Here is a 14,339-nt window from a genome sequence, read left to right on the forward strand (position 1 = left end):
CCTCAGCGCCCCGCCCTCCGCCGACCGCCCACCGCCCCCCGCCCACCGCCCCCCGCCCACCGCACCCCGCACCCCGCACCCCGCACCCCGCACCCCGCACCCCGCACCCCGCACCCTGCGGCCGACGCGGCAATCCGCATCCGCGCATCACCGGCTCATGCGCGTGCCGACACCCGGCGAAATGCATCTCCACTCACTGTAGACGCAACCCCACCTTGATTCCGGATCGTATGAATTAAGATGCAGCCGGCACTTCGGGGTGTCCGGCGCTGGGCGACAGAGGCAGTACGCAAGCCGTCGCCCGTACCGGAAGCAAAGGCCGTCCGCGCGATCGAACCGGGCGAGGCTCGACGAAAGCGCGGCATTCCATATCCATTGAATGGCACTGCTTATCAATATGTGCGGCAGGTTCGACCTGCTGCACGGGCAAGCACATGCCGTCAATCCAGAACAAGAGGATTGTGATGAAACCCGTTACCTGGACGGCCATGGCCGTCGTTCTTGCGTTGACCGCATGCGGCGGCGACGACGTCTCGACCAAGAGCGGTGCGTCGCAGTCGACACCGACCTCTCCCGGATCACCTTCCGGCACGACATCGCCCGGCGGCGGCTCGAACGGCGGCTCGAATGGCGGGCCGACCGGCGGCGGAACCACGCAGCCGCAGGCCGGCTGGTCGACGGCCGTCGCGGTGGACGGCAAGGGGCCGGAAGGCGACCCGAGCGTGACGATCGACGCGAGCGGCAATGCGCTCGCCACCTGGATGACCGTCGACCCGGCCAGTCCGTACGGCAACGAAATGTGGGGCGCGCGCTATGTCCCCGGTTCGGGCTGGCAAAGCGCGACGCGGCTCGACACGAGCGACGGTACGCATTCGATGAACGGGTTGACCGGCGTTCCGCCGCAGCTGGTCGGCAATGCGAGCGGCCAGGCGGTCGCGTTCTGGACCGAATGGATGCCGGGCCCCAACACGTACGCATTGTGGGCGCGCCCGTACAGCCCGGGCGCCGGCTGGGGCACGGCGTCCGAACTGGCAGCGGACATGAGCGGTTCGTCCTATACGGCCGGGATCGACAGCCAGGGCAACGCGCTCGTCGCCTGGACGCAGTCGATCAGCCTGCTCGATACGCGCATCGCCTGGACGCGTTATACGCAGGCGGGACAGTGGTCGCCCACGGCGCTGATCCAGATGCCGGTGCAGACCGGGCCGGGTGCGGTGACCGGCGATACGGACAACGTGAGGCCGATGATGTCGGTCCTGTCGTCCGGCCGCGCGGTGCTCGCGTGGCGGCAGACCAACCATACGCATTCGGCGCTGTGGACGGCCACGTACGACCCGACCAACGGCTGGACCGACGTCAACCAGGCCGTGTCGAACACGAGCCTGTTTACGACGATCATCTCGCCGGCGGCCGGCATGGACGCGAAGGGCAACATCACGCTGGTGTGGGGGCAGCTCGACGTGACCGGCGGGCATCTCGAGACGACCACGATGGCGCAACGCTTCGTCGCCGGCACCGGGTGGCAGCCGGCCGCGCCGGTGGCGCCGGCGATCACGGAGCCGACCGGCTTCATCGCGACGCCGATGCTGACCGTCAACGACAACGGCATCGCGGCCGTGATGTGGGCGGAGGGCGGCGCGGTGCTGCAGGCGAGCGTGTCCGATGCCGGCGGAAACTGGGGGCCGCTGCAGCGGCTGACGGAACACCTGAACGGGGCGGCCGCCCAGTACCCGCCGCTGGTGATCGACGCGGCGGGCCACGTGACGGTCGCATGGCAGGACACGGGCTTGCCGGGCGCGTCGGCCGTCATCGCGGCCCGCTACCGGGACGGGGCGTGGAGCGCGTCGACGGTGGCGCCACAGAGCGCATCGTGGCCGGCGCTGGCCGTCAACGCGACGGGGTCGATGGCACTCCTCTGGCAATCGTACGTCGCGAGTATCGGCAGCCAGCTGCAGTCCAGTTTCTATACCCCGGGCTCGTGATCGCGTTGCACGGGAAACCGAAGGAGAAGCCATGAAGAAGACCTTGCTTTGCACCGTACGGACCGCGCTGGGCGCCGCGGCCGCCGGCCTCGCGCTGGCCGGTTGCGGCACGACGCAGATGAACATGACCGACGTGCAGACATCGACCGCGAAGACGATCGGCCTTGCGTCGTCGGACGAAATCACGATCGCCAACGTGCAGTACGGGAAGAAGAACGGGCTCGGCGGCCAGCCGGTGAGTTACGACGCGACCACCGGCAAGGGACGGCGCTTCACCTGCACCGTGTTCATGATTCCCGGTCTCACGCCGATCGACCGGCCGACGTACAACGACTGGGAATGCCACCCGCGTCGCTGACGCCCGCGCTGCCCGCCGCGCGCCTGTCGATCGACGGCGCGGCGGGCACTGCGACGAACCCGCTGTCCACCGCCGCATTTTGGTCCGATAATCGACGAACCGATCCCTTCCTTTCCTGTCGGCTCGAATGAAAACTGCCATGGATCAAGCGGATGCCATCCCCGTCTTCAAGTTTCGTACCACCGACTATCCGGTGCGGGACCGATTCCACGTGTGGGTCAAGGACATGCTCTGCGACTACCGGCTGGACGACGTCGGCGGCTACGGCGCGTTCAACGCGGAAGCGACCGGCGCGGCGCTCGGCCCGCTGATCTTCTCGAGCCGGCGCTGGCGGTCGCGCGCGCCGACCTACTCGGTGCACCGCACGACGCGGCGGATCCGGCTCGACGGCCAGGATTCGATCCGCTTCACGCTGCTGCTGGGCGGGCATCTCACGTGCCGCACCGGCGGGCCGGAGCTGGTCAAGCGCGCGGGCGACCTGTTCGTCTATGACGTCGCGCAGGTCAACGATTGCCGGGTCGAGGCCGGCGACGTGATCAGCCTCGTGGTGCCGCGCTATCTGCTGCCGGCCCATGCGGCGAACGCGCACGGGCAGACGCTGGCGAGCGGTGTCGGGCGGCTGCTCGGCGACCAGATGCTGTCGCTGCACCGCAACCTGCCGAACCTGCGCACGCACGAATTGCCGAGCGTCGTGCAATCGTTGCTGCTGCTCATGAGCGCGGCCGTCGCCCCGAGCGCACAGGCGTTCGACGAGGCGCGCGGCCCGATCGACACCGCGCTGATCGAGCGCGTGCGGCGCTATATCGACGCGCACCTGCTGGAGCCCGACCTCGCACCCGAGCGGATCTGCCGGGACATCGGCGTGTCGCGGGCGCGGCTTTATCAGCTGTTCAAGGAAGAGGGCGGCGTGATGCGGCAGCTCACGCGCAGGCGGCTGCGTCACGCGTACCACGTGCTCGGCGATCCGCAGCGCCGGCACCAGCGTATCGCGGAGATTGCATGGGCGCACGGCTTTCCGGACGAGAAGTACTTCCATCGGCTGTTCAAGGCCGAGTTCGGCCATACGCCGAAGGAAACGCCGGCATGCGCGGCGGCGCCGGTTCTGCTGCCGTTCGGCGCGGACGATGAAAGCCGCTGGGGAGACGGCGGGCGACTGAAGGGGTGGACGCTACCGTTCGGGGTACTCAACAACTGAGCGGATGTCGCGTGACGATTCAACGCGGAAGTCGTGCCATTCGTTCCATTCGCGCTCGCACGTCACGCCTCGTTCGCAGCGCTGTCGCCCAGGTCGCCTTCGATCGCGGCCATCAGATCGTCGACGCTCACCATCAGCGCCCGAACCTGCCGCAGCGATTCGTACTGATGCAGCACCGTGCGCCATGACGGCAGTTCCAGCAGCGCTTGCCAGACGGCGCCGAGGCCGTGCGGATCGGCATCCGTGCATTGCGCGAGCGCGCTCGCGTATTCGAGGCTCGCCGGCGCCGACAGCAACTGCATCCGGCTTGCTGCGCCCAGCAGGCGCGGCGCCGGGTCTGCCGACGCATCGCAGCAGTACAGCACTTCGCGCTGCAAGGCCGCGTCGTCGATCGTCAGCGCGCGCAGCGACGCGCCGTGCAGGCGTACCGTGCCTTCGCGCGTGTCGAACGCATAGACGGTGTCCGGATCGGCTTGCGCGAGCAGGCTCAGGCCGCGCAGCAGGCGCGGCAGATCGGTCGTCGCCGCATCCGCGGACGCTTTCGCTTCGACGAGAAACACGACGTGCCACGCGGCCGACGGATCGTCGCTGCGCGCGTGCCCGAGCAGCACCGCATCCCACTCGGTTTTCGCGCGGTCGTGCTTGGCCGGTATCGAGGCCGGCACGCGCATCGACGTGACCACGCGATACGTGCGCTGCGCATCGCTCGCGTCGAGCTGCGCGGCCAGGGCGTCGAGCGCCTGCGCGGCCAGCGCCTCGACGGCCGCGCCCCGCTGTTGCGACGTGACACCTTGCGCGACGGCGAGCGCGCTGCCTTCGAGCGGACCCTGGCGGCTCCATAGCGTGCGGTACTGCCGGACGTCCGGATCCGGCGCCAGCGCATCGAGACGCCGCAGCCGGGCGAGTGCGGCGCTGTCCTTCAGTCTGGCGACGTCCTGTTCGAACGCGGTGTCGGTCGCCATCTCCGGTCGCGCGAGCAGCTGCCGCAGCGCGGCGTCGAGATCATCCCACGACGCGCCGGCCGCGGCCGCATGCAGCCGCGCGAGCGGCTCGCGTTGCCATGCCTGCGCATGCCGTTCGAGCCGGGCCGGATGCGCGATCGTGTTGACGGCCGAGCGCAGCGCGCGCCGGTCCTGCTCGGCATGCGCGGCGAGCGATGCGTATTCGCGCACGGCCGCCGCGCGATGCCGAAGCACCGCGGCCTGGAAGGCGGGGTCGCCGGATTGCGGGTCCATCGCGTCGCCGATCATCCGCGCGAGCGCATCGATGAAGCGGCGTTGCAATGCGGGGTCGGGCGTGCGGCCGTCGGCCTGCATCCGGCGCGCTTCCTCGATCGCGACGGCGATGACGACGGCCGGGTTCGCGGCGTCGGCCAGCGACGGCGCGCGCACGAGCGGCGGCAACCGGTAGCGGCGATCGACGGTGCGCAGGACTTCGTCCAGCAGGGCGGGCAACGGTGTCGGCGGCATGGCGAATGACGGAAAGGCACGCGGTTCAAGCGTGACGGGCGTTGTGCAACGGTATCACGCAGCGTCGGCAGGCGGGGCGGGCGCCGCGTTCGTCGCGAGCCGCCCCCGCCGCTGAACGTCAGGCCGTCAGCCCATCAAGCCGTCAGCGTCACCGACAGGCTGCCGAGTTCACCGAAGCGCACCGTCAGCGCATCGCCGAGCGGCACGTCGATCGCACCCGCATACGAACCGGTCGTCACGATCTGGCCGGCCTGCGCGCCGGCGCCGCGCGATGCGAGGAAATTGACCAGCCATACCAGCGGCTTGAGCGGATCGCCGTCCGGATGGCGGCCGTCGATCGTGCGATTCAGCGCACCCTCGAACGACAGCGCGAGCGTCTCGAGCGGCACGTTCAATCCGTCCGGCACGACGGGACCCACGCACAATCCCTGGTTGAACTGCCCGTCGGCGAGCAGTTCGAACTTCGATGCGCGCGCGGGCTCCGCATAGCGGCAACCCAGCACCTCGAGCACGATGCGCACTTCGCGGATCGCGCCGCGCACGTCGTGCTCGTCGTACGGCTGCGCGCGGGCGGGCAGGTCGCGATCGAGCACGAATGCGATCTCCGGCTCGATCCGCACGATCGGGCCGCCGACGACGCGGTACGGCGCATCGGCCGCGCGGATCGTCGACGCGAAGATCGGCGCGACGATCACGCGGTCGGGCGGCGGCAGCGCGCATTTCCATCCGCCGATGGATTCGCCGAGCAGGTCGGCGACGCGATGCTGGATCGCGAGTGCGGTATCGACGTTCTCGGGGCGCAAGGCGTCGGGCAGCAGCGGGCCGGGCACGCCGGCATGGCGGGCGGCGACGAGATGCTGGGCGGCGCCGTCCACGCGTTCGGTAGTCGTTGTCATGTCGGTTGAGCAAGTTGAAAGTGAGCCGGCAAAAAAGGGCCGGACGAAGGTCGTAACGTCGATGATAGCGCCTTCGGCGGCATGGCCGCTCGGCAGCCCGGTTCGGCCACCGGGACGGCGCCCCGGCTGCTCCGCGTGGCGCTTTGCCGCACGACCCGCTTTCGGGGAATCTTGATCGCCGTCAACCTTCGAGCCGCCCGTCCGCCGATGATGAGCACATGGCCGCGCGCGACCGCGCCCGGCAACTCACCCCAGCGAGGTTCGCATGTACAAGAAGATCATGGTGGCCGTCGACGGCAGCGCTTCGTCGAAACAGGCGCTTGCCGAGGCAGTGAAGGTGGCACTGGCGGGCGACACGCACGTCAGCGCCGTCTATGTGGTCGACAAGTCGGTGCTGTTCACGTACGCGGGCCGTTTCGACCCGCACGCGCTCATCGAGGAAATCCGCGACGACGGGCGCAAGGTGCTGCGTGAAGCCGAACAGATCATCGCGCTGGCCGGCGCGAAGGGCGAGGGCGAGCTCGTCGAAACCGAGAGCATCGGCGAGGACGTCGCGGAACGCCTGCAGCGTTACGTGACGGAGCGTGGGATCGATCTCGCGGTGGTCGGCACGCACGGGCGGCGCGGCATCCGGCGCGTGCTGCTCGGGAGCGTCGCCGAGCGCTTCGTGCGCGGCGCGAAGTGCCCGGTGCTGCTGATTCGCGGCGACGATGCCGGCGAGCCGGCGTCCGCCGCGGCAGCCTGACGCGAGCGCGCGATGATACGTCGCCAGTACCGGATCGTCGTCGCGGCGATCGCCGTGTTCGTGTCGCTCGCGGGGATGATGGCCGTCGTGACCGGGCTGCTGTTCGACACGACGATCGCGCTGCGTGGCGGTGCAATCGCGTTGATCGTCGGCGTGGCCTGCTTTGTCGTGATGCTCAACCCGGGGCCGAAGGGCGAGGGGTGACGCGCGGCCGGCGTCGGTTGTGCCCATGCGGCGCATGCCTGTGACAGGCTGACCGTTCCCGCGCGAAGCCGTAAACCCCGGCATCGCGCGCGTGTCTCGCAGCGCTCGAGGCGTTTTCGAGCGTCGGCAGTTCTGTCAAACTGGCGCCCATGACACCGCGCCTCGCCTCACCGCCTTCCTCCGATTCCGCGCCTGCGCCCGCAGGCTTTCCCGATGCCGACGAACTGGCCGCGCTGCGTGCGTGGTATGCGGGCATGACCGTGCGCCAGGCCGTCGAGCGCTATCTGCCCGATCGTCTTGGCGACGGGCGGTCGGCGCGCGGCGTGATCGGCGGGATTCGTCGCGGCCTCGTGCGCGTCGCGCGGCAGGCCGGGCGACCCGACCTCGCGGAGCAGCTCGGTCATGCCGACAGTGCGCGCATCCGGATGGCGAAGGCCGCGACCGATGCGATCGGCGTGCTGCGCCATGCGCGCGCGCCGGTGCCGCAGATCAGCGACGACGTCGGCTTGTGGCTGCGGGCGCGCGCCGTCGTCGCGCTGCGTGCGCACGGGATCGCGACGCTGGCCGACCTGACCGTGCGGATTCCGCGGCGGCGTCAGTGGTGGCGCGCGATCGCGGGGCTCGGCATGGCGAGCGCGCGGCATATCGAGGCGTTCTTTTCCGCGCATCCCGACCTGACCGAGCGGGCGCGCGCGCTGATCGCGGCCACGCCGCGCAGCGGCATCGTGCCGTGGGAGCAGCTGAAGCTGCCGCACGAAGTCGACGGATCGAACGGCACGTTCCGCGCCCCGCGCGCAACCAGCACGCTCGACGCGGACAACGATTACGCGGCCGTGCACGCGTGGCTGTCGCTGCACGAATCGGCCGCGACGCGCCGCGCGTACCGGAAGGAAGCCGAGCGGCTGATCCTGTGGGCGATCGTCGAGCGCGGGCGCGCGCTGTCGTCGCTGACCACCGAGGATGCGGTCGCGTATCGCGCGTTCCTGCGCAACCCGGCGCCGCACGAGCGCTGGGTCGGGCCGGTGCGGCCGCGCGGCGCGCCGGACTGGCGGCCGTTTTCGGGCGGGCTGTCCGCGCGCTCGGCCGCGTACACGCTGTCGGTGCTCGGCGCGCTGTTCCGCTGGCTGATCGAGCAGCGCTACCTGCTCGCGAATCCGTTCGCGGGCGTCAAGGTGCGCGACACGCGCGGCGCGAATGCGCTCGACACGTCGCATGCGTTCACCGAAGGCGAGTGGCTGCTCGTGCGCACGATCGCGGACGGGCTCGAGTTCCGCAAGGACAAACCCTCCGGCGCGCCGCGGTCCGGCTGGACGCCGGCCGCCGCGCAACGGCTGCGCTTCATCCTCGATTTCGGCTATGCGACCGGGCTGCGTGCGAGCGAGCTGGTCGGCGCGACGCTCGGCGACATCGAAACGGACGCGCACGGCGATGCATGGCTGAAGGTGATCGGCAAAGGCAGCAAGGCAGCGCGTGTCGCGCTGCCGCCGCTCGCGCGCACGGCGCTCGACCGGCATCTGGTCGCGCGGCGGCTGCCGGTGACGCCGGTGCGCTGGCGGCCGGATACGCCGCTGATTCCGAGCCTCGCGGAAGACGGCGCGGCCGGCATCACGAGCGTGCGGCTGTGGAAGGTGATGCAGCGGTTCTTCGCGCAGACGGCCGCGCTGGTCGATGACGACAATCCTGCGCTCGCGCAGAAGCTGCGGCAGGCCAGCCCGCACTGGATGCGCCATACGCACGCGACGCATGCGCTCGCGCGCGGCGCGGAGCTGACGACGGTGCGCGACAACCTGCGGCATGCGTCGATCTCGACGACGTCGATCTATCTGCATGGGGACGACGTGAAGCGGGCGCGGCAGATGTCGAGTGCGTTTTCGGCTGACAAATGAGCTGGGGAGCAGGGGGAGCACGGTGCACGAGCGATTGCGCGACGATTGAACGGAACGACACCGCATCGGTGACGGTCAGAACGGTTATTCGATCACGGAGCGCATGAATGGCATCGAGTCAGGGAACCGTCGATTTCATCGTCGAGCAGATGGCTGCGGCGGGCGCCGTGTCGGCCCGCAAGATGTTCGGCGAATACGGCATCTACTGCGACGGCAAGATGGTCGCGCTGGTGTGCGACGACCGGTTGTTCGTCAAGCCGACGCCCGACGGGCGTGCGTTTCTCGGTGCGTGCGAGGAAGGTCCGCCGTATCCGTCGGCGAAGCCGCATCTCGTCATCGGAGGAGAGCGCTGGGACGACCGCGAATGGCTGTCGACGCTGATCCGGATCACGGCCGCGCAACTGCCGGTGCCGGTGAAGCGGAGCCGATAGCGGTCGGCGTATTCTGTGAACCATGCGCGCTTCCCCCGCGCCCCCGCTGGAGCACAAGAATGGAGACATCCACATACCCGCAAGCCCCGCGCTACGCCCGCCGCGCCTGGCACGCGCTCGTCGCGGCGCTATGCGTCGGCTGGAGCGCGCTGTCGTTCGGCGCGGATGGCGCCGAAGGCGCGGCGGCCCTGCTCGACCGTTACCACAGCCTCGGCGAGCAACTGAAGAACAACCCGTTCCACCGCCCGCTGTACCTCGAATCGTCCGAGGCATCTTCATCGCTGAAGGGCGATATCTACGCGGTCGTCGACTATCCGTTCGCCGTCGTCAACGGCAAGCTGAACGATCCCGCGCAGGGCCCCGCGAACTGGTGCGCGGTGCTGATCCTGCACCTGAACACGAAGTACTGTCACGCGTCGACCGGCGGCAACGGTCCGGTGCTCGACGTGAACCTCGGCCGCAAGATCGAGCAGAAGCTGTCGGACACCTACCGCGTGCAGTTCCGCTACCGCGTGGCCGCCGCGACGCCCGACTACTTCCAGGTCGACCTGACCGCCGACAGCGGCCCGATGGGCACGAAGGATTACCGGATCGCGCTGGAGGCCGTGCCGGTCGGCGCGTCGCGCACGTTCCTGCACCTCACGTATTCGTACGGCTTCGGCACGGTCGGCCGCATGGCGATGAAGACCTACCTCGCGACGGTTGGCAGCGACAAGGTCGGGTTCACGGCCGCGAGCGGCGCATCGGCTGCGCAGCCGCAATACATCGGCGGCGTGCGCGGCTTGCTGGAGCGCAACACGATGCGCTACTACCTCGCGATCGACACGTATCTCGCGACGCTCGACAAGCCGCTCGACCAGCGCCTCGCGCGCTGGTTCGACGCGACCGAGCAGTATCCGCAGCAACTGCACGAAGTCGAGCGCGGCGCGTATCTGCAGATGAAGGCGCAGGAGGTGCAGCGGCAGCAGACGGCGCGATGACGCCGCCTGCCGCGCGCTGCTCGGCGTCGATCAGTTCGACGCGCCGCCAACCGTGCGAATGCTGTGCCACTGCCCCTGTTCGACGCGGAACAGCGTGTAGGGCGGCTTGATCAGGTCGCCGCGCTCGTCGAACGAGATCTTCCCGGTCACGCCCGTGACCGACACGCCCGGCAGGCTCGCGACGATCTTGCTGCGGTCGAGCGAATCGGCCTTGCGGATCGCCGCGATCATCGCGAGCGTCGCGTCGTACGCAAACGGCGCATACAGCTCGACGTCCTGGTTGAAGCGCGCCTTGTAGCGCTGCGCGAACGCGATCGCCGACGGCAGCTTGTCGAGCGCCGGCCCCGGTTCGAGATCCTGCGTACCTTCGCCCGCATTGCCGGCGATCTTCAGGAACGCATTGCTTTTCAGCGCGCCGGCGCCGAACAGCTGCGCGCGGATGCCGAGCGAGCGCATCTGCTTGACGAGCATCGCGCCCTGTTCGTCGAGGCCGCCGAAGAACAGCAGGTCGATGTTGTTGCTCTTCATCGTGGTCAGGATGCCGCGGAAATCGACCGCCTTGTCGTTCGTGTATTCGCGGCCGACGATGGTGCCGTGCGCGTCCTTCACGCCTTTCTCGAATGCGTCCGCGAGCCCCTGGCCGAATGCGGTGCGGTCGTCGATGATGCCGATCCGCTTGGCCTTCAGCTGCTCGACCGCGAAGCGTCCGGCGACCACGCCGCCGACGCCGTCGTGCCCCATCGTGCGGAACACGTTCTTGAAGCCCTGCATCGTCAGTTGCGGGTTGGTCGAGCCGGGCGTGATCATCGCGACGTTCGCCTGCCGGTAGACGGCCGACGCGGGGATGCTGCAGCCCGAGTTGTAGTGGCCGACCACGCCGACCACGCCGTCGTCGACGAGCTTCTGCCCGACCTGGATCGCGATGCGCGGATCGGCCTGGTCGTCCTGCACGTCGAGCACGAAGCGCACGGGCTTGCCGCCGATGGTCGGGTGTTTCGCGTTCTCCTCGTCGAGCGCGAGCTGCGCGCCGTATTGCAGGTCCTTGCCGACGCGCGCGACCGGGCCCGTCAGCGGGCCGGCGAAGCCGATCTTGACGGTTTCCGGGTCCGCGGCCTGCGCGGACGCGGTGACCGTGCCGATCGAGCAGACGGCCAGCCATGCCAGCCAGTTACGACGATTCATGATGCCTCCTTGCAGTGGTGGAAGTGGCGGCGCGCGTCAGAATCGCGCGGCCCGGTATGGGGTGAGATCCAGCGGCGGCGCGCGTTGCGCGACGAGATCGGCGACGATCCGCCCGGTGATGCCGGCGAGCGTGACGCCGAGATGCTGGTGGCCGAACGCGTGGATCACGCGCTCGCTGCGCCGCGCGCGGCCGATCACGGGCACGCCGTCCGGCAGCGTGGGCCGAAAGCCGAGCCAGCTGCGCGTCGGCGCGCCGAGCGATGGCAATGCCTCGCGCGCGGAGCGGGTGAGCAGCGCGACCAGCGAGCGGTTCATGCCGGCGTCGAAGCCGCCGAGTTCGACGGTGCCGGCCGCGCGCAATCCTTCGTCGAGCGGCGTCATGTAGAACCCGCGCTCGGCCCAGCCGACCGGCCGCGTAACGATCTGCTCGTGCGCGGCGAACTGCACGTGGTAGCCGCGCTCGGTGTCGAGCGGTACGGCGTCGCCGCACGCGGCGGCGAATGCGCGCGAGCGGGCGCCGGCGGCAATCACCACATGATCGAAGCGGCGCACGGTGCCGCCCGCATGCAGGCTCACGCCGTCGCCGACGGGCTCGATCCGTTCGACCTGCGCGCGTTCGAGCGTCGCGCCGCCGGTTGCCAGGTGCGCGAACAGTTCGTCGAGGAACCCGCAGGGATCGGAGAAATGCCAGCTCCCGTGGAACAGCACGCCGCGCGTGAAGATCGGCGCGAGCGCGGGCTCGAGCCGGCGGATCGCGTCCGCGTCGAGCGTGTCGAACGGCACGCCGAGCCGGCGCCGCAGCGCGAGCGACGGCTGCGCGGCGTCGAACGACGCCTGCCGTGCGTACAGATACAGACATTCGCGCGGCCGCACGAATGCCGCGAGCCGCGACGGTGCGAGCAGCGGCGCATAGCCGTCGGCGGCGTGCGTCAGCAGCGCGGCCAGCGCGCTCGCGCTGCGCACGTGATGCGCGGGCGTCGACGCGACGAGGAACCGTGCGAGCCACGGCGCGCCGCGCAGCAGGTAAGGCCAGCGGATGCGCAGCGGGCTGTCGGCGCCGAACAGGAAGTGCGGCATGTCGCGGAACACGGACGGGCCGTTGACGGGCACGCAGCCATACGGCGCGAACGTCGCGGCGTTGCCGAACGATGCGCCATGGCCGACGCCGGCCGGATCGAACAGCGTGACGCGGTGCCCGTCGCGCTGCAGCCAGGCCGCCGCGCCGAGTCCGATGAAACCTGCACCCACGATGGCGATGTTCGCCATGTCGCCTCTCCTCCGGCACGCGTGATTCACACAAAGATGGGATAAAGAATCACACAGTAATTTTTTGTGTGCAATCAAAAAGCGATTGTATGGCGCTAGCGTTTACCCGATTTCAAGTCACTGTTTCGACTGACCTTTCGGCTGACGTTTGACCGGAAGGGGATGTCATATACAATCGCTGGGCAGGCTTGAACGGCAGACAAACGCTTTTTGTGTGGATACAGGCGACGAATGGCAGCAGACAAATTTTCCGGTGAGCGCGACGGCGACGCGCCGGCGCAGGCGAAGCGGCCGACCTATGTCGAGGTATCGAGCTCGATCGAGGCGGAAATCCGCAACGGCATGTACCCGCCGGGCAGCCGCCTGCCGCCGCAGCGCCAGCTCGCGACGGAGCTCGGCATCAACGTGTCGACCGTGTCGCGCGCGTACAAGGAGCTGCAGCTGCGCGGCCTCGTGATCGGCAGCAAGCGGCGCGGGTCGCTCGTCACCGGCGGCGCGATGCCGAGCATCGAGCCGGCCCGCGCGTCGCTCGCGGCGGGCAACGGGGTGATCGACCTGACGGTGAACCGGCCGGCGACCGGCGAGTTTCTGACGTGCCTCGCGCAGACGTTCGGCACGCTGCCGGCCGATCCGCGGTTCGCCTCGCTGCAGGAATACCAGCCGCCGCAGGGCCCCGACTGGGCGCGCGCCGCGGGCGCGCAGTGGCTGGCCGCGCCAGGCTTCACGCCGTCGCGCGACCAGGTGGTCGTCACGAGCGGCGCGCAGCACGGGCTTTATGCGGTGCTGAACAGCCTGATCGGCACCGACGGCGTGATCGTCGCCGACCGGCTCACGTATTACGGCCTGAAGGCGCTCGCGCCGGTGTTCCAGTTCGAGATCGTCAGCGCGCCGGCCGACGACGACGGCCTGCTGCCCGACGAGATCGAGCGGATCTGCCAGCGCATGCCCGTCAAGGCGATCTTTGTCGTGCCGAACCTGCAGAACCCGACCGTGACGACGATGAGCCTCGCGCGCCGCATGGCGCTCGTCGACGTCGCGCGTCGCCATCACGTGACGATCATCGAGGACGACGTGTACGGGCCGCTCGTGCGCGACCGGCTGCCGGCGATCGCGGGCTTGTGTCCCGAGCTCACGTTCCATATCGGCGCGACGTCGAAGATCCTCGCGCCCGGGCTGCGCCTCGGCTACCTGAGCTGCCCGCGCGACAGCGTCGCGCTGTGCGCGGAAGCGGTGCGCACCACCGCGTGGATGCCCGCGCCGACGTCGATGCTGATCGCGACGGTGTGGATCGAGAACGGCACCGCCGAGCGGATCATGAGCGCGCAGCTGGCGGAGATCCGTGCGCGCGTCGATCTGGCGCGGGAACTGCTGCCGGCCGGTCACCTGAAGTCGGATCCCGCATGCATGTTCGTGTGGCTGCGGCTGCCGCCGCCGTGGCGGGCCGACGACTTCGCCGCGAACGCGAAGGCGCGCGGCGTGATCGTGATGCCGTCGTCGACGTTCGCGGTCGATCGCGCGGAAATCGAGCACGGCGTGCGCATCAATCTCGCGTGTCCGGCGACCCGCGACGAACTCGTGAACGGGCTGCGCATTCTGGCCGGCACGCTGAAGGACCGGCCGCGCGCGCTGTTCGGGTCGATCTGACGCGCGCCGTTCGCGCCGAGCCAACCCGCAACGACTTCGACGATCCGCCGCGGCAGCGGCGCTGTGCCGTCACGCAGCGCGCGATATCGCGTGCAGCGGCT

At 69.6% G+C, this 14,339-nt stretch carries 13 protein-coding genes; 9 read left to right on the plus strand and 4 right to left on the minus strand.

What is annotated here, in order from left to right; all coding sequences use genetic code 11:
- Positions 1 to 464: 464 nt before the first annotated feature.
- From DIE16_RS03415 to DIE16_RS03425, 3 genes are all read left to right on the plus strand, one after another.
- Positions 465 to 1,982, plus strand: coding sequence for a hypothetical protein (locus tag DIE16_RS03415; RefSeq protein ID WP_124891799.1), 1,518 nt, complete (start codon positions 465 to 467; stop codon positions 1,980 to 1,982).
- Positions 1,983 to 2,013: 31 nt separating this feature from the next.
- Positions 2,014 to 2,340 (plus strand): hypothetical protein, encoded by a 327-nt coding sequence (locus DIE16_RS03420; protein WP_124891800.1) that lies wholly within the window; start codon positions 2,014 to 2,016, stop codon positions 2,338 to 2,340.
- 139 nt (positions 2,341 to 2,479) lie between these two features.
- Positions 2,480 to 3,535 carry a helix-turn-helix domain-containing protein gene (locus DIE16_RS03425; protein ID WP_124485741.1) on the plus strand — a complete coding sequence of 352 codons (1,056 nt, stop codon included), beginning with the start codon at positions 2,480 to 2,482 and terminating at the stop codon, positions 3,533 to 3,535.
- Between the two features lie 62 nt (positions 3,536 to 3,597).
- Here the strand turns inward: DIE16_RS03425 and DIE16_RS03430 are convergent, their stop codons facing one another.
- Together DIE16_RS03430 and DIE16_RS03435 are read right to left on the minus strand one after the other, a co-directional pair.
- On the minus strand, positions 3,598 to 5,004 hold the full coding sequence (locus DIE16_RS03430; protein ID WP_124891801.1) for a 3-deoxy-D-arabino-heptulosonate 7-phosphate synthase: 1,407 nt from the start codon (positions 5,002 to 5,004) through the stop codon (positions 3,598 to 3,600).
- 134 nt (positions 5,005 to 5,138) lie between these two features.
- A complete protein-coding gene (locus DIE16_RS03435; protein ID WP_124521803.1) occupies positions 5,139 to 5,900 on the minus strand; it encodes a 2-keto-4-pentenoate hydratase in 762 nt (253 codons plus the stop codon).
- A gap of 265 nt (positions 5,901 to 6,165) precedes the next feature.
- Between DIE16_RS03435 and DIE16_RS03440 the strand changes: the two genes are divergently transcribed.
- The 5 genes from DIE16_RS03440 to DIE16_RS03460 all read left to right on the plus strand — a co-directional run bounded on the left by DIE16_RS03440 (position 6,166) and on the right by DIE16_RS03460 (position 10,146).
- Positions 6,166 to 6,645: a universal stress protein gene (locus tag DIE16_RS03440; RefSeq protein WP_124485743.1), complete on the plus strand. Its 480-nt coding sequence runs from the start codon at positions 6,166 to 6,168 to the stop codon at positions 6,643 to 6,645.
- A gap of 12 nt (positions 6,646 to 6,657) precedes the next feature.
- Positions 6,658 to 6,849, plus strand: coding sequence for a DUF2964 family protein (locus DIE16_RS03445; RefSeq protein ID WP_124485744.1), 192 nt, complete (start codon positions 6,658 to 6,660; stop codon positions 6,847 to 6,849).
- 149 nt (positions 6,850 to 6,998) lie between these two features.
- On the plus strand, positions 6,999 to 8,735 hold the full coding sequence (locus tag DIE16_RS03450; RefSeq protein WP_124891802.1) for a site-specific integrase: 1,737 nt from the start codon (positions 6,999 to 7,001) through the stop codon (positions 8,733 to 8,735).
- Positions 8,736 to 8,842: 107 nt separating this feature from the next.
- Positions 8,843 to 9,166: a TfoX/Sxy family protein gene (locus DIE16_RS03455; protein WP_044848126.1), complete on the plus strand. Its 324-nt coding sequence runs from the start codon at positions 8,843 to 8,845 to the stop codon at positions 9,164 to 9,166.
- A gap of 59 nt (positions 9,167 to 9,225) precedes the next feature.
- Complete coding sequence (locus DIE16_RS03460; RefSeq protein ID WP_124521638.1) at positions 9,226 to 10,146, plus strand: hypothetical protein; 921 nt, start codon at positions 9,226 to 9,228, stop codon at positions 10,144 to 10,146.
- Positions 10,147 to 10,176: 30 nt separating this feature from the next.
- Here DIE16_RS03460 and DIE16_RS03465 read toward each other — a convergent pair whose 3' ends face one another.
- Both DIE16_RS03465 and DIE16_RS03470 read right to left on the minus strand, forming a co-directional pair.
- The gene (locus tag DIE16_RS03465; protein ID WP_124891803.1) at positions 10,177 to 11,328 is read right to left on the minus strand and encodes a branched-chain amino acid ABC transporter substrate-binding protein; all 1,152 of its coding nucleotides are present in this window, start codon (positions 11,326 to 11,328) and stop codon (positions 10,177 to 10,179) included.
- A gap of 36 nt (positions 11,329 to 11,364) precedes the next feature.
- The gene (locus DIE16_RS03470; protein ID WP_124891804.1) at positions 11,365 to 12,594 is read right to left on the minus strand and encodes an FAD-binding oxidoreductase; all 1,230 of its coding nucleotides are present in this window, start codon (positions 12,592 to 12,594) and stop codon (positions 11,365 to 11,367) included.
- Positions 12,595 to 12,825: 231 nt separating this feature from the next.
- On the opposite strand from DIE16_RS03470, the gene DIE16_RS03475 reads away from it, so the two are divergent.
- Positions 12,826 to 14,238, plus strand: a complete 1,413-nt coding sequence (locus DIE16_RS03475) for a PLP-dependent aminotransferase family protein (RefSeq protein ID WP_124485749.1) — start codon at positions 12,826 to 12,828, stop codon at positions 14,236 to 14,238.
- Positions 14,239 to 14,339: the final 101 nt, after the last annotated feature.

The sequence above is a fragment of the Burkholderia sp. Bp9090 genome (assembly GCF_003857985.1).
Taxonomy (GTDB): Bacteria; Pseudomonadota; Gammaproteobacteria; order Burkholderiales; family Burkholderiaceae; genus Burkholderia.

Excerpts from the sequence above, each read along its gene's own strand:
- DIE16_RS03415 (WP_124891799.1), top strand. The coding sequence starts at position 465 with ATGAAACCCGTTACCTGGACGGCCATGGCCGTCGTTCTTGCGTTGACC.
- DIE16_RS03420 (WP_124891800.1), top strand. The coding sequence starts at position 2,014 with ATGAAGAAGACCTTGCTTTGCACCGTACGGACCGCGCTGGGCGCCGCG.
- DIE16_RS03425 (WP_124485741.1), top strand. The coding sequence starts at position 2,480 with ATGGATCAAGCGGATGCCATCCCCGTCTTCAAGTTTCGTACCACCGAC.
- DIE16_RS03430 (WP_124891801.1), bottom strand. The coding sequence starts at position 5,004 with ATGCCGCCGACACCGTTGCCCGCCCTGCTGGACGAAGTCCTGCGCACC.
- DIE16_RS03435 (WP_124521803.1), bottom strand. The coding sequence starts at position 5,900 with ATGACAACGACTACCGAACGCGTGGACGGCGCCGCCCAGCATCTCGTC.
- DIE16_RS03440 (WP_124485743.1), top strand. The coding sequence starts at position 6,166 with ATGTACAAGAAGATCATGGTGGCCGTCGACGGCAGCGCTTCGTCGAAA.
- DIE16_RS03445 (WP_124485744.1), top strand. The coding sequence starts at position 6,658 with ATGATACGTCGCCAGTACCGGATCGTCGTCGCGGCGATCGCCGTGTTC.
- DIE16_RS03450 (WP_124891802.1), top strand. The coding sequence starts at position 6,999 with ATGACACCGCGCCTCGCCTCACCGCCTTCCTCCGATTCCGCGCCTGCG.
- DIE16_RS03455 (WP_044848126.1), top strand. The coding sequence starts at position 8,843 with ATGGCATCGAGTCAGGGAACCGTCGATTTCATCGTCGAGCAGATGGCT.
- DIE16_RS03460 (WP_124521638.1), top strand. The coding sequence starts at position 9,226 with ATGGAGACATCCACATACCCGCAAGCCCCGCGCTACGCCCGCCGCGCC.
- DIE16_RS03465 (WP_124891803.1), bottom strand. The coding sequence starts at position 11,328 with ATGAATCGTCGTAACTGGCTGGCATGGCTGGCCGTCTGCTCGATCGGC.
- DIE16_RS03470 (WP_124891804.1), bottom strand. The coding sequence starts at position 12,594 with ATGGCGAACATCGCCATCGTGGGTGCAGGTTTCATCGGACTCGGCGCG.
- DIE16_RS03475 (WP_124485749.1), top strand. The coding sequence starts at position 12,826 with ATGGCAGCAGACAAATTTTCCGGTGAGCGCGACGGCGACGCGCCGGCG.